The 18,517-nt window shown below is 59.3% G+C and carries 22 protein-coding genes; 14 read left to right on the forward strand and 8 right to left on the reverse strand.

The window, feature by feature from the left end; translation table 11 throughout:
- The first annotated feature begins 208 nt into the window (after positions 1–208).
- From zapG to degS, 3 genes are all read left to right on the forward strand, one after another.
- On the forward strand, positions 209–610 hold the full coding sequence (gene zapG, locus FUU19_RS21285; RefSeq protein WP_004937074.1) for a Z-ring associated protein ZapG: 402 nt from the start codon (positions 209–211) through the stop codon (positions 608–610).
- A gap of 175 nt (positions 611–785) precedes the next feature.
- Positions 786–2,156, forward strand: coding sequence for a serine endoprotease DegQ (degQ, locus tag FUU19_RS21290; RefSeq protein ID WP_230489662.1), 1,371 nt, complete (start codon positions 786–788; stop codon positions 2,154–2,156).
- 88 nt (positions 2,157–2,244) lie between these two features.
- Positions 2,245–3,303: an outer membrane-stress sensor serine endopeptidase DegS gene (gene degS, locus FUU19_RS21295; protein ID WP_019453130.1), complete on the forward strand. Its 1,059-nt coding sequence runs from the start codon at positions 2,245–2,247 to the stop codon at positions 3,301–3,303.
- Between the two features lie 71 nt (positions 3,304–3,374).
- On the opposite strand, the gene murA is transcribed toward degS, so the two are convergent.
- The 7 genes from murA to mlaF all read right to left on the reverse strand — a co-directional run bounded on the left by murA (position 3,375) and on the right by mlaF (position 8,186).
- Entirely contained in the window at positions 3,375–4,634 is a 1,260-nt protein-coding gene (gene murA, locus FUU19_RS21300; RefSeq protein ID WP_004937068.1) for a UDP-N-acetylglucosamine 1-carboxyvinyltransferase, read from the reverse strand.
- A gap of 55 nt (positions 4,635–4,689) precedes the next feature.
- The gene (gene ibaG, locus FUU19_RS21305) at positions 4,690–4,944 is read right to left on the reverse strand and encodes a BolA family iron metabolism protein IbaG (RefSeq protein WP_025304370.1); all 255 of its coding nucleotides are present in this window, start codon (positions 4,942–4,944) and stop codon (positions 4,690–4,692) included.
- A gap of 140 nt (positions 4,945–5,084) precedes the next feature.
- Complete coding sequence (gene mlaB / locus FUU19_RS21310; RefSeq protein WP_141972406.1) at positions 5,085–5,387, reverse strand: lipid asymmetry maintenance protein MlaB; 303 nt, start codon at positions 5,385–5,387, stop codon at positions 5,085–5,087.
- Entirely contained in the window at positions 5,387–6,016 is a 630-nt protein-coding gene (gene mlaC, locus FUU19_RS21315) for a phospholipid-binding protein MlaC (protein ID WP_141972404.1), read from the reverse strand. Before mlaC ends, mlaB begins: the two co-directional genes overlap by 1 nt.
- 14 nt (positions 6,017–6,030) lie before the next feature.
- Positions 6,031–6,579 carry an outer membrane lipid asymmetry maintenance protein MlaD gene (mlaD, locus tag FUU19_RS21320; RefSeq protein WP_073532022.1) on the reverse strand — a complete coding sequence of 183 codons (549 nt, stop codon included), beginning with the start codon at positions 6,577–6,579 and terminating at the stop codon, positions 6,031–6,033.
- A gap of 4 nt (positions 6,580–6,583) precedes the next feature.
- A complete protein-coding gene (gene mlaE / locus FUU19_RS21325) occupies positions 6,584–7,366 on the reverse strand; it encodes a lipid asymmetry maintenance ABC transporter permease subunit MlaE (RefSeq protein WP_004937059.1) in 783 nt (260 codons plus the stop codon).
- A gap of 4 nt (positions 7,367–7,370) precedes the next feature.
- A complete protein-coding gene (gene mlaF / locus FUU19_RS21330) occupies positions 7,371–8,186 on the reverse strand; it encodes a phospholipid ABC transporter ATP-binding protein MlaF (protein WP_230489664.1) in 816 nt (271 codons plus the stop codon).
- Positions 8,187–8,489: 303 nt separating this feature from the next.
- On the opposite strand from mlaF, the gene FUU19_RS21335 reads away from it, so the two are divergent.
- The 11 genes from FUU19_RS21335 to npr all read left to right on the forward strand — a co-directional run bounded on the left by FUU19_RS21335 (position 8,490) and on the right by npr (position 16,524).
- Positions 8,490–9,467: a calcium/sodium antiporter gene (locus FUU19_RS21335; RefSeq protein ID WP_025160120.1), complete on the forward strand. Its 978-nt coding sequence runs from the start codon at positions 8,490–8,492 to the stop codon at positions 9,465–9,467.
- Between the two features lie 16 nt (positions 9,468–9,483).
- Entirely contained in the window at positions 9,484–10,470 is a 987-nt protein-coding gene (gene kdsD, locus FUU19_RS21340) for an arabinose-5-phosphate isomerase KdsD (protein WP_049198526.1), read from the forward strand.
- A 17-nt stretch (positions 10,471–10,487) separates the two neighbouring features.
- On the forward strand, positions 10,488–11,042 hold the full coding sequence (gene kdsC / locus FUU19_RS21345; protein WP_021505108.1) for a 3-deoxy-manno-octulosonate-8-phosphatase KdsC: 555 nt from the start codon (positions 10,488–10,490) through the stop codon (positions 11,040–11,042).
- Positions 11,039–11,617: an LPS export ABC transporter periplasmic protein LptC gene (gene lptC, locus FUU19_RS21350; protein ID WP_016930209.1), complete on the forward strand. Its 579-nt coding sequence runs from the start codon at positions 11,039–11,041 to the stop codon at positions 11,615–11,617. Before kdsC ends, lptC begins: the two co-directional genes overlap by 4 nt.
- Positions 11,586–12,125, forward strand: coding sequence for a lipopolysaccharide ABC transporter substrate-binding protein LptA (lptA, locus tag FUU19_RS21355; protein WP_141972400.1), 540 nt, complete (start codon positions 11,586–11,588; stop codon positions 12,123–12,125). Before lptC ends, lptA begins: the two co-directional genes overlap by 32 nt.
- Positions 12,126–12,131: 6 nt before the next feature.
- Complete coding sequence (lptB, locus tag FUU19_RS21360; protein WP_004937040.1) at positions 12,132–12,857, forward strand: LPS export ABC transporter ATP-binding protein; 726 nt, start codon at positions 12,132–12,134, stop codon at positions 12,855–12,857.
- 52 nt (positions 12,858–12,909) lie between these two features.
- Positions 12,910–14,343: an RNA polymerase factor sigma-54 gene (rpoN, locus tag FUU19_RS21365; protein WP_197833743.1), complete on the forward strand. Its 1,434-nt coding sequence runs from the start codon at positions 12,910–12,912 to the stop codon at positions 14,341–14,343.
- Between the two features lie 23 nt (positions 14,344–14,366).
- Positions 14,367–14,654: a ribosome hibernation promoting factor gene (hpf, locus tag FUU19_RS21370; RefSeq protein ID WP_004937038.1), complete on the forward strand. Its 288-nt coding sequence runs from the start codon at positions 14,367–14,369 to the stop codon at positions 14,652–14,654.
- 155 nt (positions 14,655–14,809) lie between these two features.
- Positions 14,810–15,271 carry a PTS IIA-like nitrogen regulatory protein PtsN gene (gene ptsN, locus FUU19_RS21375; protein ID WP_016930212.1) on the forward strand — a complete coding sequence of 154 codons (462 nt, stop codon included), beginning with the start codon at positions 14,810–14,812 and terminating at the stop codon, positions 15,269–15,271.
- Between the two features lie 129 nt (positions 15,272–15,400).
- Positions 15,401–16,255 carry an RNase adapter RapZ gene (gene rapZ / locus FUU19_RS21380; RefSeq protein WP_015379177.1) on the forward strand — a complete coding sequence of 285 codons (855 nt, stop codon included), beginning with the start codon at positions 15,401–15,403 and terminating at the stop codon, positions 16,253–16,255.
- Positions 16,252–16,524, forward strand: coding sequence for a PTS phosphocarrier protein NPr (gene npr, locus FUU19_RS21385; RefSeq protein WP_004937034.1), 273 nt, complete (start codon positions 16,252–16,254; stop codon positions 16,522–16,524). Before rapZ ends, npr begins: the two co-directional genes overlap by 4 nt.
- Positions 16,525–16,567: 43 nt before the next feature.
- Here npr and FUU19_RS21390 read toward each other — a convergent pair whose 3' ends face one another.
- The gene (locus FUU19_RS21390) at positions 16,568–18,484 is read right to left on the reverse strand and encodes a BglG family transcription antiterminator (protein ID WP_141972396.1); all 1,917 of its coding nucleotides are present in this window, start codon (positions 18,482–18,484) and stop codon (positions 16,568–16,570) included.
- Positions 18,485–18,517 lie beyond the last annotated feature (33 nt).

Here is an 18,517-nt window from a genome sequence, read left to right on the forward strand (position 1 = left end):
CTTAGAAATTATTTAGCCAACGTTGGCGGCAAGTTGATGCCGATTCGCACCGTTATCGCCACAAATGCCCGCTGCGGGCGCCGCTGAAAACCCTGTAAAAATTAGGTGGAAGCGCATCAGGATTCCACTCGGACAAGGTTAACGGTTATAGTGGATATTATTAAGTGAAAAATCCCTGCGGAACAACGAAGTCAAAATAGGAGTCATCATGACCTGGGAGTATGCGCTGATTGGTTTGGTCGTCGGTATCGTGATTGGTGCGGTGGCGATGCGTTTTGGCAACCGTAAATTACGTCAACAACAAGTCCTGCAGAACGAATTGGACAAGAGCAAAACCGAGCTGGAAGAGTACCGTCAGGAGCTGGTCGGCCACTTTGCCCGCAGCGCCGAGCTGCTGGACAACATGGCACGCGATTATCGTCAGCTGTATCAGCACATGGCGAAAAGCTCCAACAACCTGCTGCCGGACCTGCCGATGCAGGAAAATCCGTTCCGCTATCGCCTGACCGAAGCGGAAGCAGACAACGATCAGGCGCCGGTGGAAATGCCGCGCGACTATTCGGAAGGCGCCTCCGGCCTGCTGCGCGGCCAAAGCGCGCGCCGCGACTAATATCCCTTCGCCCGCGGGGCCACCCGCGGGTTTTCCCCCGTTTACCGTCTTGACCTTCCCTCGTATTACCTTTACTGAACTTTGCACGCAAATTCACGGTCTTACCCTTCACTATGACAAGGTGATTGCCTTATCATCAAATTTTCATCGGCAGGTATTGAGAGAGTTATCATCAATGAAGAAAAAGTCTTTAATTCTTAGTGCATTGGCAATTAGCCTCGGCCTGACGCTCAGCTCCGTACCGGTGGCCAACGCGGCCCTGCCCGTTGCCGTTCCGGGGCAGCCGCTGCCGAGCCTGGCACCGATGCTGGAAAAAGTCCTGCCCGCCGTAGTGAGCGTGCATGTCGCTGGCACTCAGGTGCAGCGTCAACAGTTGCCGGAAGAGTTCAAACGCTTCTTCGGCCCTAACTTCCCCGGCCAACAGCAGAGCTCCCGCCCGTTTGAAGGGCTGGGTTCCGGCGTCATCATCGACGCCACCAAAGGCTATGTGCTGACCAACAACCACGTCATCAACAACGCCGATAAAATCCGCGTGCAGTTGAACGACGGGCGCGAGCTGGACGCCAAGCTGGTTGGCCGCGATGAGCAATCCGATATCGCCTTGCTGCAGCTCAGCGACACCAAAAACCTGACCGCCATCAAGATGGCCGACTCCGATCAGCTGCGCGTCGGCGACTTTGCCGTCGCGGTCGGCAACCCGTTCGGCCTGGGCCAAACCGCTACCTCCGGCATTATCTCGGCGCTGGGGCGTTCCGGCCTGAATCTGGAAGGGCTGGAAAACTTCATTCAGACCGACGCCTCGATCAACCGCGGTAACTCCGGCGGCGCGCTGGTTAATCTGAATGGTGAGCTGATCGGCATCAATACCGCCATTTTGGCACCGAGCGGCGGCAACGTCGGCATCGGCTTCGCTATTCCGAGCAATATGGCGCAGAACCTGAGCCAGCAGCTGATTGAATTCGGCGAAGTGAAACGCGGCCTGCTGGGCATCAAGGGCAGCGAAATGACTCCGGATATGGCCAAAGCCTTCAACACCGACGCACAGCGCGGCGCCTTCGTCAGCGAAGTGTTGCCGAAATCCGCCGCCGCCAAGGCCGGCATCAAGGCCGGCGATATTCTGGTTTCCGTCGACGGTAAACCGGTGAGCAGCTTCGCTGAGCTGCGCGCCAAGGTGGGCACCACCGCGCCGGGCAAAACCCTCAAAGTGGGCCTGCTGCGCGACGGCAAACCGCAGGAAGTCTCGGTCACGCTGGACAACAGCGAGAGCGCCTCGACCAATGCCGAAACGCTGTCGCCGGCGCTGCAGGGCGTTTCCCTCAGCAACGGTGCGCTGCCGACTGGCGACAAAGGCGTGAAGGTGGAAAACGTGGACAAAGGCTCGACGGCGGCGCAAATCGGCCTGCAAAAAGGCGACGTGATCATCGGCGTCAACCGTCAGCGCGTGGACAGCATCACCGCGCTGCGCAAGGTGCTGGAAGCCAAACCACCGGTGATGGCGCTCAATATCGTACGCGGTAACGAAACCATTTATCTGCTGCTGCGTTAATTTGTGCAAAAACCGGGCTCGGTGACATACTGCGCCCGGTTAACTCATGCTATCCTCCGAGCATCGTTCACCACACCACGAAAACTCCATGTTTGCTAAGCTCTTGCGTTCTGTCGTTATCGGTCTCATCGTTGCCGGCCTGCTGTTGGCTGCCCTGCCCATGCTGCGCTCTTCCAACGGCCTGTTTGCAGAGAAAACCGAGAATACCAGCGACGAAACGCCTGTGAGCTACAACAAGGCAGTGCGCCGCGCCGCGCCCGCCGTGGTGAACATCTACAACCGCAACCTGAACGGCGCCGCCAACGTGCTGTCGCTCGGTTCCGGCGTGATCATGAACGAACGCGGCTATATCATCACCAACCGCCACGTGATCAAAGACGCCCAGCAGATCACCGTGGTATTGCAGGATGGCCGCCGCTACGAAGCGCTGCTGGTCGGCTCCGACGGCCTGACCGATTTGGCGGTGCTGAAGATCGATCCCGGCAATTTACCGGTGATCCCGACCAATAAAAATCGCGTTGCCCACGTCGGCGACGTGGTGCTGGCAATCGGCAACCCGTATAACCTGGGGCAGACCGTCACTCAGGGCATCCTCAGCGCCACCGGGCGCATCAGTATGAGCACCACCGGCCGCCAGACGTTCCTGCAGACTGACGCCTCAATCAACCGCGGCAACTCCGGCGGCGCGCTGGTCAACTCGCTGGGCGAGCTGATCGGCATCAATACCCTGACCTATGACAAAATCACCGACGGTGAAACGCCGGAAGGTCTCGGCTTTGCCATTCCGATTGAACTGGCCACCAAAATCATGGACAAGCTGATCCGCGACGGCCGCGTTATCCGTGGCTATTTCGGCATTCAGGGCAAGGAGATCATTCCGCTGCGCTCCTCCAATTCCGGCATCGATCGCCTGCAGGGCATCATCGTGACCGAAATTACGCCGAACGGCCCGGCGAGCAGCGCCGGTTTCCAGATCAATGACATCATCATCAACGTGGATAACAAACCGGCGGTATCCGTGCTGGAAACCATGGACCAGGTCGCGGAGATCAGGCCGGGCACCGAGATACCGGTTATCGTACTGCGCGACGGCAAACGCATTACGCTGAAAATGACGGTGGGTGAATTCCCGGAAGACAGTAATTAAAAAAGGGCCGGCATTGATAGCCGGCCCTTTGATTTTCATCCTGCCGACGCAGCCGCGCCGGCGCTAATGACTTACTCGCCTTTCACGCGTTCGATGTTCGCACCCAGCGCGCGCAGCTTGTCTTCAATACGCTCATAGCCGCGATCGATGTGATAGATGCGATCGACGACGGTCACCCCGTCGGCGATGCAGCCGGCGATCACCAGGCTGGCGGAAGCGCGCAGATCGGTCGCCATCACCTGAGCGCCGGACAGCTGCTCAACGCCGTGGCAGATCACGGTGTTGCTCTCGATTTCCGCGTGCGCGCCCATGCGGATCAGTTCCGGCACGTGCATGAAGCGGTTTTCGAAGATGGTCTCGGTGATGACGCCGGTGCCTTCCGCCACCAGGTTCAGCAGGCTGAACTGGGCCTGCATGTCGGTTGGGAAACCCGGGTGCGGCGCGGTGCGCACGGTGACCGCTTTCGGGCGTTTGCCGTGCATGTCCAGGCTGATCCAGTCTTCGCCCACTTCGATATCGGCACCGGCTTCGCGCAGCTTGGCCAGCACCGCATCCAGCGTATCCGGACGGGTGTTGCGGCACATCACTTTGCCACCGGAAACCGCAGCGGCGATCAGGAAGGTGCCGGTCTCGATGCGGTCTGGCAGCACGCGATACACGCCGCCGCCCAGACGCTCGACGCCTTCGATGGTGATCTTGTCGCTGCCGGCGCCGCTGATCTTAGCGCCCAGCGTATTGAGGAAGTTGGCGGTATCGACAATTTCCGGCTCACGCGCGGCGTTCTCGATAACGGTGGTGCCGGTCGCCAGGGTCGCGGCGCTCATGATGGTTACGGTCGCGCCCACGCTCACCTTGTCCATGACGATGTGCGCGCCCTTCAGACGGCCCTCGACGGACGCCTTGACGTAGCCTTCTTCCAGTTTAATCTCGGCACCCAGTTGCTCCAGGCCGGTGATGTGCAGATCGACCGGACGCGCGCCGATCGCGCAGCCGCCCGGCAGGGAAACCTGGCCACGGCCGAAGCGCGCCACCAGTGGCCCCAGCGCCCAGATGGAAGCGCGCATGGTTTTCACCAGATCGTAAGGGGCGCAGAACTCGTTCACGCCGCTGGCGTCCACGAAGACCGAACCGTTGCGCTCAATCTTGGTACCCAACTGGTTGAGTAGTTTAATGGTGGTGTCGATGTCCTTCAGCTTAGGGACATTCTGCAGCTCGACCGGCTCTTCCGCCAACAGGGCGGCGAACAGGATCGGCAGGGCGGCGTTTTTGGCACCGGAAATAGACACTTCACCGCTCAGGCGGGTCCGACCCTGCACACGAAATTTATCCATCTGACTACTCTCTGTTATCTAATCTGAAGCTGCCCGCCCGGCAGGGCAAACAGCCTTAAAATCCGTTGAGTTTGCGGTCTCGCTGCCACTCTTCAGGGGTGTACGCCTTGATAGACAAGGCATGAATGCGGTTGTCCGCAATGTATTCCATCAGCGGTGCATAAACCGTCTGCTGTTTTTTGACGCGGCTCATGCCGGCGAACAGTTCACCGACCACGATCGCTTGAAAATGGCTGCCGTCGCCCGTCACATGTGCTTCATCCAGTGCCAATGCCTGCATCAGCACGTCTTTAATCTCATTGGTTTCCATAGTATCCAGTTCTGCCGCTAAAGGATCATAAACAGCCTAGTATCTTAGTGGAATACGATGTTTTCTTAAACTAAAGAAAAAGCCCCTGCGTAACAGGGGCTTTGTATCGTTTTACCACGCAAGGGCGGCGAAAAACGCCGCTAACCGGCGGTATCGACAGGCATTATCGCCTGCAGGTTGTAGAGCGCGATCAGCGTTTTCAGGCGCTCGGTGGCACCGAAAATTTTCAGCGCGACGCCGCGTTGGCGCTGCTGTTCCTGCAGATGCAGCAACAGCGCCAGCCCGGCGGAGTCCACGCGCTGCAGTTGCGCCACGTCGATCGCGGTTTTATCCGCCATCAGCGCGTCGCGCTGCCGCCACAGCGGCTGCAGCGTTTCCCGGTCCAATTCACCGCGCAGGATCAGCGTCTGCTGCTCTGATTCGAAGCTGAGCGCTGCCGACATCAGTTTTTCTTATCCAGCGTGATAGGCTGCGCCGCGGCGGCCTGCAGCTGTTTGGTCAGGCCGTCGATGCCCTGAGTACGCAGCGTGGACGCCCACTCGTTCTGCTTGGTGGTGATCATGCTGACGCCTTCGGCGATCATGTCATACGCCTGCCAGTAGCCGGTTTTGCTGTTCTTGCGCCATTGGAAATCCAGACGTACCGGCGGGCGGCCGCCGTTGTCGATGATGGTGACGCGAATAGCCACGATGTCGGCATTGCCCAGCGGCTGTTCAGGCGCGATCTGGTAAGTCTGGCCGTGGTACATCGCCAGCGCCTGGCCGTACGCCTGCTCCAGGTAAGACTGGAAGGCGGTGAAGTAAGCTTCGCGCTGCGCAGGCGTCGCGTCTTTGTAGTAACGGCCCAGCACCAGCGCACCGGCGTATTTCACCTGCACGAACGGCATCAGTTCCTGATGCACGATGGCACGCAGGTAGTTCGGGTCCTGCTTGATCTTCGGCTGTTCGTTCTTCAAACGGCTGAAGGTCTTCTGCGCCGCGTCTTGCATCATGCTGTAAGGATTGGTTTGGTCGGCTGCGCTCGCCAGCGGTGCAACCACCAGCAGAGCCACCATCAGTAAACGTTTAAACATGCAGGTATCCTCTCTTAATGATTTGGAACAGCGGGTTGCGGTGCGGCGCCGGCAGCCGGCTCAGCGGCCGCGTCTCCCGGTTTGGCGCTGTCCTGACCGCCGCTTTTATACAGGAACTGGCCGATCAGATCTTCCAGAACCATGGCTGATTTGGTGTCCTGAATGGTGCCACCGTCTTTCAGAATGGTGGTGCCCATGTCAGGATCTTCGAAGCCCACGTTAAGCGCCAGATATTGCTCGCCCAGCAGGCCGGAGGTGCGGATCGCCAGCGAGCTGGTATCCGGGATTTGGTCGTACTTTTTCTGGATATCCAGCGCCACGCGCGGCGTATAGGTTTTCGGATCGAGCTCGATGTCCGCCACGCGGCCGATCACCACGCCGCCAATCTTCACCGGCGAACGCGGTTTCAGGCCGCCGATGTTGTCAAACGTTGCGTAAACGCGGTAGGTCGGCTCGCTGCCGATCGATTTAAGGTTCGCCACCTGCAGGCAGATAAACACGATGGCGCACAGCGCGATCAGCATAAATGCCCCAACCCAGATTTCACTCTTCTTCGTTTGCATCGAATCAATTCCCAAACATCAGTGCTGTCAGCACGAAATCCAATCCCAACACCGCCAGTGACGAATGCACCACGGTACGCGTCGTCGCCCGGCTAATCCCTTCAGAGGTAGGCACGGCGTCGTACCCGTTGAAAATAGCAATCCAGGTTACGGTAATGGCGAACACCACGCTCTTGATCAGGCAGTTGAGCAGATCTTTTTTCCACTCCACGGCGCCCTGCATCGCCGACCAGAAGAAGCCGCTGTCGATGCCCTTCCAGTCCACGCCGACCACCGAGCCGCCCCAGATGCCGATCGCCACGAAGATGATGGTCAACAGCGGCATGCTGATCAGCCCCGCCCAGAAACGCGGTGCCACGATGCGCCGCAGCGGGTCGACCGCCATCATTTCCAGGCTGGAGATCTGCTCCGTCGCCTTCATCAGGCCGATTTCCGCCGTGAGCGCGGAACCGGCGCGGCCGGCGAACAGCAGCGCCGTCACCACCGGCCCCAGCTCGCGCAGCAGCGACAGCGCCACCATCATGCCGAGGCTGGCCTCGGCGCTGTAGGTGGTGAGCACGATATAGCCCTGCAGGCCCAGCACCATGCCGATGAACAGCCCGGAAACCATGATGATCAGCAGCGACTGCACGCCAACGCTGTAGAGTTGTTTCAACAACAGTGGCCACTGCTTGCCGGGTTCCGGCCGGCCAATCAACGCGTTGAACAGCATCAACCCGGCGCGGCCGAAGCTGGCGCTGGTGTTGATGCCACTGCGCCCCAACGACGCTAACGCTCTTAATAACATGAGCTTATTTACTCCCTAAGCCTAGCAGTTCGGTCTGATAATCCCCGGCCGGATAGCGGAACGGCACCGGCCCATCCGCTATACCATCCAGGAACTGGCGCACGCGCGCATCAGGATTGTTCTGCAATTGCTGCGTGGTGCCTTCGGCGATCACTCGGTGATCGGCCACGATGTAGGCGTAATCGGCGATGCTCAGCACCTCCGGTACGTCGTGCGACACCACGATGCAGGTAATGCCCAGCGCATGGTTCAGTTCGTCGATCAGCTTGACCAGCACCCCCATGGTGATCGGATCCTGGCCGACGAAAGGCTCGTCGAACATGATCATCTCCGGGTCCAGCGCAATCGCACGCGCCAACGCCGCCCGGCGCGCCATGCCGCCGGAAAGCTCATTGGGCATCAGATGGGCCGCGCCGCGCAGCCCTACCGCTTCCAGCTTCATCAGCACCGTGCTGCGCAGCAGGGGTTCAGGCAGGTTGCTGTGCTCGCGCAGCGGGTAGGCCACGTTTTCGAATACGGTCAAATCGGTAAACAGCGCGCCCGACTGGAACAGCATGCTCATCTTTTTGCGCGCGTCGTATAGCTGACGGCGGGACAACGCGGGAATGTTGTCGCCGTCAAACCAAATTTCCCCGCGGTCCGGGGCCAGCTGACCGCCGATCAGACGCAGCAGCGTGGTTTTGCCGATGCCCGATGGCCCCATGATCGCCGTGATCTTACCGCGAGGCACCGTCAGGTTGATGTCTTCAAATATCCGTCGGTCGCCGCGCGAGAAGCTCATGTCGCGCACTTCGACCAAATTATCTGCCTTTTGGAGCATGTTAATGGACCCTTTACGACTCATCTTTTGCTGAATCTACCCGTGATGTTAAAGCAATGGGCACAATCCGTCTCATCTTTACAAAAACTTACTGCCATTTCGCAACCAATGGTGCCATTGGTTTTACTTTTTCGCGCCACCCGGTCAAAATTGGCGCCATAACGAAAAAAAACGAAAGTGTTCAACTATTAGCCGGGAAAAACCGTTGCTGTGGCTCTCACGCGCGCAACGGAGGGCAAGCAATACCGCCGCATTGACGGCTTTAACCAACGAACCGGGATAATACCCGACAAAGGACCCTGCATGTTTCTCGCGATAGCATTATTAATCGTTGGTTTATTTCTACTGGTGTACGGTGCAGATCGCTTAGTTTATGGTGCTGCCGTGATTTCCCGCTCGCTTGGCGTGCCGCCGTTGATCATCGGCATGACCATCGTCGGTATCGGCACGTCGCTGCCGGAGCTGATTGTGTCGACCACCGCCGCGCTCAACGGGCAGATAGATATGGCCGTCGGCAACGTATTAGGTTCCAACATCACCAACATTTTATTGATCCTGGGCGTGGCGGCGCTGATCCACCCGCTGGCTGCGCGCTCCGAGATACTGCGGCGCGAACTGCCGCTGATGTTAGCGGTCACAGTATTGTGCGGTTTCGTGTTGATGGACGGCACGCTGAGCAGGCTGGACGGTGTGCTGCTGCTGGCCGCCGCCGCGGGCTTCATCCTGCTGATGCTGAAAATCGCCCGGCTGGCGCAGCGCGAGGGCAGCGACAGCCTGACCATGGAGCAGATCGCCGAACTGCCGCAGGACAGCAGCAATACCGTGGCGGTGCTGTGGCTGGTGCTGGCGTTTATCATTCTGCCGCTCTCTTCCAGAATGGTGGTCGATAACGCGACGGTGATTGCACACTATTTCGGCCTGAGCGAACTGGTGGTCGGCTTGACCATTATTGCCATCGGCACCAGCCTGCCCGAACTGGCCACGTCCATCGCCGGGGCGCTGAAGGGCGAGGATGATATGGCGATTGGTAATATCATCGGCTCCAATATTTTCAACACGGTGATCGTGCTGGGCGTACCCGCCCTGCTGTCGCCGGGTAGCGTGGATGCCGCCGCCTTCCAGCGCGATTACTGGGTGATGCTGGCGGCCAGCGTCCTGCTGAGCGTGCTGTGCATCGGCCGCAAGCATCGCATCGGCCACCTGGCGGGCGCGCTGTTATTATGCGGCTTTATTGCGTATCTTGCGGTGCTGTTCTTTAACCCTTTCAGTACTTTCGGCTAAACCGACGGGAATGAGTATGTCGAACATTGAGTTGCAACCGGGCTTCGATTTTCAACAGGCCGGCAAAGAAGTGCTGCAGATAGAGCGTGAAGGGCTGGCTCAGCTCGACCGCTACATCAACGCAGACTTCACCCGCGCCTGCGAAACGATCGCCGCCTGCGGCGGCAAAGTGGTGGTGATGGGCATGGGCAAATCCGGCCATATCGGCTGCAAGATCGCCGCGACCTTCGCCAGCACCGGCACCCCCTCATTTTTCGTTCATCCGGCGGAGGCCAGCCATGGCGATTTGGGCATGGTCACCCCGCAGGACATTGTGCTCGCCATCTCCAACTCCGGTGAGTCCAGCGAGATCCTGGCGCTGATCCCGGTGTTGAAACGTCAGCAGATCACCCTCATCTGTATGACCAACAATCCGGAAAGCTCGATGGGCAAGGCGGCGGATATCCACCTGTGCATCAAGGTGCCGCAGGAAGCCTGCCCGCTGGGGCTGGCGCCGACCACCAGCACCACCGCCACGCTGGTGATGGGCGATGCGCTGGCCGTCGCGCTGCTGAAAGCGCGCGGTTTCACGCCGGAAGATTTCGCGCTGTCGCATCCGGGCGGCGCACTCGGCCGCAAACTGCTGCTGCGGGTTAGCGATATCATGCACAGCGGCGACGAAATGCCCCACGTCAGCGCCGACGCCTCGTTGCGCGATGCGCTGCTGGAAATTACTCGAAAAAATCTGGGCCTGACGGTGATTTGCGACGATCTGATGAAAATCGCCGGCATCTTCACCGACGGTGACCTTCGCCGGGTGTTCGACATGGGCATCAACCTGCACGAGGCGAAGATTGCCGACGTCATGACGCCGGGCGGCGTGCGGGTGCGCCCCAATATTCTGGCGGTCGATGCATTGAACCTGATGCAACAACGCCACATCACCGCGCTGCTGGTTGCCGATGGCGACCAGTTGCTGGGTGTGGTACATATGCATGACATGCTGCGCGCCGGCGTCGTTTAATTAAGGAATAGAACGGAATGGGTATGGTAGAAACCTGCTACGGGCCGGTAGAACAAGAGGTTATGGCGCGTGCCGGGAACATCCGCCTGTTGATTTGCGACGTTGACGGCGTGCTGTCGGACGGCCTGATCTTCATGGGCAACAACGGTGAAGAATTGAAGGCGTTCAACGTGCGCGACGGTTACGGCATCCGCTGCTTGAAAACCTCGGACATCGAGGTGGCGATCATCACCGGACGCTCCGCCAAGCTGCTGGAAGACCGCGCGCAGACGCTCGGCATCACCCATCTGTATCAGGGGCAATCCGATAAGCTTTTGGCCTTCCGCGAACTGTTGGATAAACTGTCGTTAACGGCGGATCAGGTCGCCTATATCGGCGATGACCTGATCGACTGGCCGGTGATGGCGCAGGTCGGCCTGGCGGTCGCGGTGGCGGACGCCCACCCGCTGCTGACGCCGCGCGCCCACTACGTCACCCGCATTGCCGGCGGCCGCGGCGCGGTGCGCGAACTGTGCGACATCATTCTTTTGGCTCAAAATAAGCTGGAGGACGCCAAAGGGCTGTCGATATGAGTAAAACCAAACTGTGGATCACCATCCTGTTGACGGTGATCGTTCTGGCGCTGATCGGCTGGAACATGACGGACTTCAGCGACGACACGGCCCCTGGCCCGGTCAACGATCAGGATCCGACCTACCAGAGCCAGCACACGGTCACCGTGGTGTACAACCCGGCCGGCAAGCTGAATTACAAACTGGTGGCGGAAGACGCGAAGTATTACACCGCCGGCGAGCTGAGCTGGTTCACCCAGCCGGTGATGACGCTGTTCGATGAGAATGCGGTGGCCACCTGGTCAGTTCGCGCCGATCGCGCCAAACTGACTAAAGACCGGATGCTGTATCTGTATGGTCACGTCGAGGTAAACAGCCTGACCACCACCTCGCAGCTGGAAAAAATTAAGACGGACAACGCTCAGGTAAACCTGGTCACCCAAGACGTCACCTCCGATGACGAAGTCACGCTTTACGGGACCAATTTTACCTCTAACGGCATGAAAATGCGTGGGAACCTGCGGACCAAAACCGCTGAGCTGATTGATAAGGTTAAGACCAACTATGAAATTCAGAACCAAAAAACAACTCCGTAACCTGTTGCTCGGCAGCTTAGTTTTGGCCGCCAGCGCCCCCGCTCTGGCGCTGAAATCCGACTCCAGCCAGCCGGTCAGCATCGACTCGCTCAAGCAGTCGTTGGACATGCAAAGCAACGTCAGCACCTTCACCGACAACGTGGTGATCAAACAGGGAACCATCGATATTCGCGCCGACAAGGTGGTCGTCACCCGCCCGGGCGGAGATCAGAATAAGACCTATATTGAAGCGTTCGGCAACCCGGTAACCTTCTACCAGATGCAGGACAGCGGCAAGCCGGTCAAAGGCCACGCGCAAAAAGTGCGCTACGACGTGGCGACCCAGCTGGTGACCCTGACGGGCAACGCCTATCTGGAGCAGCTCGACAGCAACGTGAAAGGCGATCGCATCACCTATCTGGTGCAACAGCAGCAAATGCAGGCGTTCAGCGACAAAGGCAAACGCGTGACAACGGTTCTGGTACCGTCGCAGTTGCAAGACAAAAACGGGCAAAAAAAGAGTAACTAATCACTTATGGCAACACTCATCGCAGAAAACCTGGCGAAAGCCTACAAGGGCCGTAAAGTTGTCGAAGACGTCAGCCTGAAAGTGAAATCCGGCGAGATCGTCGGCCTGCTCGGGCCGAACGGCGCCGGTAAAACCACCACCTTCTACATGGTGGTCGGCATCGTGCCGCGCGACGCCGGGCGCATCGTGATCGACGAAGAAGACATCAGCCTGCTGCCGCTGCACGCCCGCGCGCGCCGCGGCATCGGTTACCTGCCGCAGGAAGCGTCGATCTTCCGTCGCCTGAGCGTGTACGACAACCTGATGGCGGTGCTGGAGATTCGCCCCGACCTCACCAGCGAACAACGCGAAGACCGCGCCAAAGAGCTGATGGAAGAGTTCCATATCTCCCATCTGCGCGACAGCCTCGGCCAGGCGCTGTCCGGCGGCGAACGCCGCCGCGTCGAAATCGCCCGCGCGCTGGCGGCCAACCCGAAATTCATTCTGCTGGACGAACCCTTCGCCGGGGTGGATCCGATTTCCGTTATCGACATCAAAAAAATCATCGAGCACCTGCGTGACAGCGGCCTGGGCGTGCTGATCACCGACCACAACGTGCGCGAAACGCTGGACGTGTGTGAACGCGCCTACATCGTCAGCCAGGGCAAACTGATTGCCCACGGCACGCCGGATGCTATTCTGGCCGACGAGCAGGTAAAACGCGTTTATCTGGGCGAAGAGTTCCGCCTCTGAACGCCGGCGCGCCCCGCGGGGCGACACCGTTAACGGAAGTAGACAGAAGACTATGAAGCAAGGTTTGCAACTCAGGCTCAGCCAACAGCTGGCCATGACTCCTCAGCTCCAGCAGGCGATCCGCCTGCTGCAGTTGTCCACGCTTGAGCTTCAGCAAGAGATCCAGCTGGCGCTGGAGAGCAATCCGCTGCTTGAACAGACCGATCTGCACGACGAAATCGACGCCAAAGAAACCCAGGAGACCGAGGGGCTCGATACCCGCGAGGCGCTGGAACAGAAAGACATGCCGGAAGAGCTGCCGCTGGACGCCACCTGGGATGAGATCTACACCGCCGGCACGCCGTCCGGCACCGGCACCGACTACAGCGACGACGAGCTGCCGGTCTATCAGGGCGAGACCACCCAAACGCTGCAGGATTACCTGATGTGGCAGGTGGATCTAACGCCGTTCTCCGATACCGACGCCGCCATCGCCACCTCCATCGTCGATGCGGTGGACGACACCGGCTATCTCACCGTGCCGCTGGAAGACATTCTGGAAAGCCTGGGCGACGAGAACGTGACCCTCGATGAAGTCGAGGCGGTGTTGAAGCGCGTGCAGCGTTTCGACCCGATCGGCGTCGCCGCGCGCGATCTGCGCGATTGCCTGCTGGTGCAGCTCTCCCAATACGCCAAAGACACCCCTTATCTGGCCGAAGCGCGGCTGATCATCAGCGACCATCTGGATCTGTTGGCCAACCACGACTTTCGCAGCCTGATGCGATCAACCCGGCTAAAAGAAGATACACTGAAAGAAGCGATGCTGCTGATTCAGTCGCTCGATCCGCGCCCGGGGCAGTCGATCAATACCGGCGAATCGGAATACGTGATCCCGGACGTGCTGGTGCGCAAGACGCAGAACACGTGGACGGTCGAGCTCAACGGCGACAGCGTGCCGCGTTTGAAGATCAATCAGCAGTACGCCGCGCTGGGCAACAGCGCCCGCAGCGAAGCCGACGGCCAGTTTATCCGCAGCAACCTGCAGGAAGCCAAGTGGTTGATTAAAAGCCTGGAGAGCCGCAACGAAACGCTGCTGAAGGTCACCCGCTGCATCGTCAGCCAACAGCAGGCGTTCTTCGAGCAAGGCGAAGAGTTTATGAAACCCATGGTGCTGGCGGATATCGCCCAGGCCGTGGAGATGCATGAATCGACGATCTCGCGCGTCACCACGCAGAAGTTTCTGCACAGCCCGCGCGGCATTTTCGAATTGAAATATTTCTTCTCCAGCCACGTGAATACCGACAGCGGCGGCGAAGCCTCCTCGACGGCGATCCGCGCGTTGGTGAAGAAATTGATTGCGGCGGAAAACCCCGCCAAACCACTCAGCGACAGCAAGCTGGCCACCCTGCTCTCCGATCAGGGGATCATCGTGGCGCGGCGCACCGTCGCCAAGTACCGAGAGTCTTTGTCCATCCCGCCGTCGAACCAACGCAAACAGTTGGTTTGACCTCTATTGAGAAGGAAGACACTATGCAGCTCAACATTACCGGACACCACATCGAAATCACCGATCCGTTGCGCGAGTTCGTGAACAACAAGTTCGCCAAACTCGAACAGTATTTTGATCGCATCAATCAGGTGTATGTTGTATTAAGTGTGGAAAAAGTGCAGCAAATTGCGGAAGCAACGGTGCACGTGAATGGAGGCGAGTTGCACGCCACCTCGGAAGACGAGAATATGTATGCCGCAATTGATACGCTGATCGACAAATTGGCACGTCAATTGAACAAACATAAAGACAAATTGAAGCAACACTGACACCCTAACCCATTCCGTGAGGTTGCCGCCGTCGCAGCCTCGCCCTTCGGCGCGTGACCCGCATGGGTGACGCGCCGAACGGTAATCAGGGTTAAAACCGACGAAAAACCGCCTTGCCGGGTGCGCCCGGCGGCGCGGTTTTAAGTGAAGATGAGATGAACAACGAATATATGCAATTAAGCTCGGTGTTAAACATCGAGTGCACCAAAAGCTCGGTACACTGCACCAGCAAAAAGCGGGCTTTGGAAATTATCAGCGAACTGGCCGCCAAACAGCTCAATCTGCCTTCGCAGGTGGTGTTTGACGCGGTTCTCACCCGGGAGCGCATGGGCAGCACCGGTATCGGCAACGGTATCGCCATTCCCCACGGCAAACTGGAAGAGGACACACTGCGGGCCGTTGGCGTGTTTATCCGTCTCGACCAACCCATCGCTTTCGACGCTATCGACAACCAGCCGGTCGACCTGTTGTTCGCGCTGCTGGTGCCTGCCGATCAGTGCAAAACCCATTTGCATACCCTGTCGCTGGTCGCCAAACGCCTGGCCGACAAGACCGTATGCCGCCGCCTGCGCGCCGCGCAGAGCGACGAAGAACTTTACCAAATCATCACCGAGTGATGCCCGGCCGGCGTGACTTCCAGCCCGGATAACGCTACTGTTTCACGATGATGGATCCGGCTGCGGCCGGAATAACAAAGTTTCCACCGGTGGCGATGAACGCCGCCGCGATGCCAGGGGAGTTGCCACATGGTGCTGATGATTGTCAGCGGCCGTTCCGGTTCCGGAAAATCCGTCGCCTTGCGGGCGCTGGAAGACATGGGTTTTTACTGCGTTGACAACCTGCCGGTGGTGCTGCTGCCGCAGCTCGCCAACACGCTGGCGGAACGCAATATCTCCGCGGCGGTCAGCATCGACGTACGCAACATGCCGGAATCGCCGGAAGTATTCGAATACGCGATGACTCAGCTGCCGGACAGCTTCTCGCCGCAGTTGCTGTTCCTCGACGCCGATCGCAACACGCTGATCCGCCGTTACAGCGACACCCGCCGCCTGCACCCGCTCTCCAGCAAAAACCTGTCGCTGGAAAGCGCCATCGACGAAGAGAGCGATCTGCTCGAACCGCTGCGCTCGCGGGCTGACCTGATTATCGATACCTCGGAAATGTCGGTGCACGAACTGGCCGAAATGCTGCGCACCCGCCTGTTGGGCAAGCGTGAGCGTGAGCTGACCATGGTGTTCGAATCCTTCGGCTTCAAGCACGGCATTCCGATCGACGCCGACTACGTGTTCGACGTGCGCTTCCTGCCGAACCCGCACTGGGATCCGAAGCTGCGGCCGATGACCGGTCTGGACAAGCCGGTCGCGTCGTTCCTCGATCGCCATACCGAAGTGCACAACTTCATCTACCAGACCCGCAGCTACCTGGAACAATGGCTGCCGATGCTGGAAACCAACAACCGCAGCTACCTGACGGTCGCCATCGGCTGTACCGGCGGTAAACACCGCTCGGTGTACGTGGCGGAACAGCTGGCCGATTACTTCCGCTCACGCGGCAAGAACGTGCAGTCGCGCCACCGCACGCTGGAAAAGCGTAAACAATGACGGTCAAACAGACGGTTGAAATCAAAAACAAGCTGGGCATGCACGCGCGCCCGGCGATGAAACTGTTCGAGCTGGTGCAAAGCTTCGACGCTGAGGTGATGCTGCGCAACGAAAGCGGCACCGAGGCCGAAGCCAGCAGCGTCATCGCGCTGCTGATGCTGGATTCCGCCCAGGGCCGGCATATCGAAGTCGAAGCGACCGGCCCCGACGAAGTCAACGCGCTGGCGGCGGTGGTCGAGCTGTTCAACTCCGGGTTTGATGAAGATTAGCCGCTAAGGGCGCGCCCTTGCGCCTCCCCATATCATCTCCCACTCAACTTCGGCTCAGGCAGTCCAGCGCCACCGCTTTAAAGCTGTCGAAGCTGTCGCTGCCCAACAGGCGGCTCATTGAGCGTTCACGCACGAAGGTAACGAACAGCTCGTAGATCGCCATCGCCTCTTCATAGTCGCTCTTGCTGATCGCCAGCAGGAAAATCACGTGCGCGACCTCGCCTTCACCCCAGGCGACGCCCTGCGGCGCCAGCAGCGTCACCACCACGGTTTTTTTGGCCAGCAGCCCCAGCGAGTGCGGCAGCGCGATGCCCTCGCCCAGCAGCGTGGAGACGATCGCCTCGCGTTCGACCAGCGACGGATAAAAATCCGCGCCGACGTACCCCTCCCGCTCCAGTTGGCCGCACACCCGGCTGAACAGCTCCGCCTGCGTCAGCGGCTCGTTGAGCACCATGAAATGCTCGGCGTCGAAGAACTTCTCCAGCATGTACGGTCTGGTGCGATCCACCAGCACCAGCTTGCCCAGTTGCTCCAGCTGGTAATCGGTCGGGAACGGCGACATCACCACCACTGGCTTGTTCTTTTCGCCGATGCGGGCGTTGGAAATCACGAAGTCTTCGTCGATATGTGCAAGCATCTCGTAATCGCGCAGTGAGACGATGCGCGTCATCACCAGCTGCGGATATTTGCGCGCAATCTGCGCCTGGATCATGCGCACCGTCGAGTTGCCGGTATCGCACACCAGCATCACCTGTGGGTGCCGTTCATAACCGATGTTGTAATGCCGCTCCAGCCCCACACCGATGTGCAACACCAGATAGCCTATCTCGTTCTCGCTCAGGGTATAGGGGGTGTATTTGCCCCAGCTGGAGACCGCCGCCAGCGTCACGTCGTAAGCCATCGGATAGTGCTGCTTGATATTGGCCAACAGCGGATTGGGGATATTGATCTGGTATTTCACCCGCGTAATCATGGTCTTGATATGGGTGAGCAGATCGGCCCGCAGCTGCTCGTCGCCCTGCAGGTTGTAGTTATAGTGCGCGTTGATGTAGGACAGGATGTAGTCCACCAGCGCTTCTTCATCGTCGGCGTTGATCTCGGTCGGCTGCACGTCCTGCACGCGCCGCGCGGCGATGTTGACCCGCAGATAGGCCTCTTCGGCCATCGAGATCTCTTTGCCGGAGGCCGCACGCAGCTCCGACGCCAGGCGGGTCGACACCTGACGCACCGCGTCGTCGCCGTCCTCCACCTCGAAGTCCGGCAGCGGATAGCCGTCGTTAATGCGCCGCAGCGCCACCGCGCAGTAGAAGATCAGGTACTGTTCGCCCTCGTCGGTCAGGCGAATGGCATATTGCGACAGCAGCGGGTGCAGCAATCCGGCGAACGCCGCTACCTGCGGCTGCAGCAGGATCTCGTTGTTGAGCAGCGGGTTCTCGGCATCGGCCAGCTGCAGCTGGAACAGCAGATCGGTGAGGCAGGCACGGATCGCCATCTCGGCGCCGAACAGCTTCATGCCGTAGCGCGGCTTGGTTTCGATCGTCAATTGATAGTGCGCCAGGCGCTCTCTCACCTCAGCCATGTCGTTTTGCAGCGTGCCGCGGCTGACGAACCATTCGTCGGCCAGATCCTCCAGTTTGAGGGAAAAGGCTGAGGTCAAAAAACGCACCAGCAGATAATGCACCCGCTCCTGCGCGCTGCGCGGGGTGGCGTGCTTGCGGCGCTCCTGATGCTGCAGGGCGCTGAACAGCGCGGCGTTATCGACCTGCAGGCGATAGCCGGCCCCGCGGTTATGCACGAAACGCGCGCCGTATTTATCCAGGATCTCGTTCAGCGCGGTGATATCCGCCCGCACCGTGCGGGTAGACACAGCGAAACGCTTCGCCAGCTCATCCTGCGGCAAAGTCTCGGTTTGCAAAGCATCGAACAAGTAAGCCAAACGCGGGTAAGGAAATCGCACCATTCTGTGTCCGTCAATCAGGCAACCCGCCCGGTG

This window comes from Serratia montpellierensis, assembly GCF_020858655.1.
Lineage (GTDB): Bacteria > Pseudomonadota > Gammaproteobacteria > Enterobacterales > Enterobacteriaceae > Serratia > Serratia montpellierensis.

Excerpts from the sequence above, each read along its gene's own strand:
- hpf (WP_004937038.1), top strand. The coding sequence starts at position 14,367 with ATGCAGCTCAACATTACCGGACACCACATCGAAATCACCGATCCGTTG.
- zapG (WP_004937074.1), top strand. The coding sequence starts at position 209 with ATGACCTGGGAGTATGCGCTGATTGGTTTGGTCGTCGGTATCGTGATT.
- npr (WP_004937034.1), top strand. The coding sequence starts at position 16,252 with ATGACGGTCAAACAGACGGTTGAAATCAAAAACAAGCTGGGCATGCAC.
- mlaE (WP_004937059.1), bottom strand. The coding sequence starts at position 7,366 with ATGTTATTAAGAGCGTTAGCGTCGTTGGGGCGCAGTGGCATCAACACC.
- lptC (WP_016930209.1), top strand. The coding sequence starts at position 11,039 with ATGAGTAAAACCAAACTGTGGATCACCATCCTGTTGACGGTGATCGTT.
- mlaD (WP_073532022.1), bottom strand. The coding sequence starts at position 6,579 with ATGCAAACGAAGAAGAGTGAAATCTGGGTTGGGGCATTTATGCTGATC.
- FUU19_RS21335 (WP_025160120.1), top strand. The coding sequence starts at position 8,490 with ATGTTTCTCGCGATAGCATTATTAATCGTTGGTTTATTTCTACTGGTG.
- lptA (WP_141972400.1), top strand. The coding sequence starts at position 11,586 with ATGAAATTCAGAACCAAAAAACAACTCCGTAACCTGTTGCTCGGCAGC.
- mlaB (WP_141972406.1), bottom strand. The coding sequence starts at position 5,387 with ATGTCGGCAGCGCTCAGCTTCGAATCAGAGCAGCAGACGCTGATCCTG.
- mlaC (WP_141972404.1), bottom strand. The coding sequence starts at position 6,016 with ATGTTTAAACGTTTACTGATGGTGGCTCTGCTGGTGGTTGCACCGCTG.
- lptB (WP_004937040.1), top strand. The coding sequence starts at position 12,132 with ATGGCAACACTCATCGCAGAAAACCTGGCGAAAGCCTACAAGGGCCGT.
- kdsC (WP_021505108.1), top strand. The coding sequence starts at position 10,488 with ATGGGTATGGTAGAAACCTGCTACGGGCCGGTAGAACAAGAGGTTATG.
- rapZ (WP_015379177.1), top strand. The coding sequence starts at position 15,401 with ATGGTGCTGATGATTGTCAGCGGCCGTTCCGGTTCCGGAAAATCCGTC.
- rpoN (WP_197833743.1), top strand. The coding sequence starts at position 12,910 with ATGAAGCAAGGTTTGCAACTCAGGCTCAGCCAACAGCTGGCCATGACT.
- FUU19_RS21390 (WP_141972396.1), bottom strand. The coding sequence starts at position 18,484 with ATGGTGCGATTTCCTTACCCGCGTTTGGCTTACTTGTTCGATGCTTTG.
- ptsN (WP_016930212.1), top strand. The coding sequence starts at position 14,810 with ATGAACAACGAATATATGCAATTAAGCTCGGTGTTAAACATCGAGTGC.
- mlaF (WP_230489664.1), bottom strand. The coding sequence starts at position 8,186 with ATGCTCCAAAAGGCAGATAATTTGGTCGAAGTGCGCGACATGAGCTTC.
- degS (WP_019453130.1), top strand. The coding sequence starts at position 2,245 with ATGTTTGCTAAGCTCTTGCGTTCTGTCGTTATCGGTCTCATCGTTGCC.
- kdsD (WP_049198526.1), top strand. The coding sequence starts at position 9,484 with ATGTCGAACATTGAGTTGCAACCGGGCTTCGATTTTCAACAGGCCGGC.
- ibaG (WP_025304370.1), bottom strand. The coding sequence starts at position 4,944 with ATGGAAACCAATGAGATTAAAGACGTGCTGATGCAGGCATTGGCACTG.
- murA (WP_004937068.1), bottom strand. The coding sequence starts at position 4,634 with ATGGATAAATTTCGTGTGCAGGGTCGGACCCGCCTGAGCGGTGAAGTG.
- degQ (WP_230489662.1), top strand. The coding sequence starts at position 786 with ATGAAGAAAAAGTCTTTAATTCTTAGTGCATTGGCAATTAGCCTCGGC.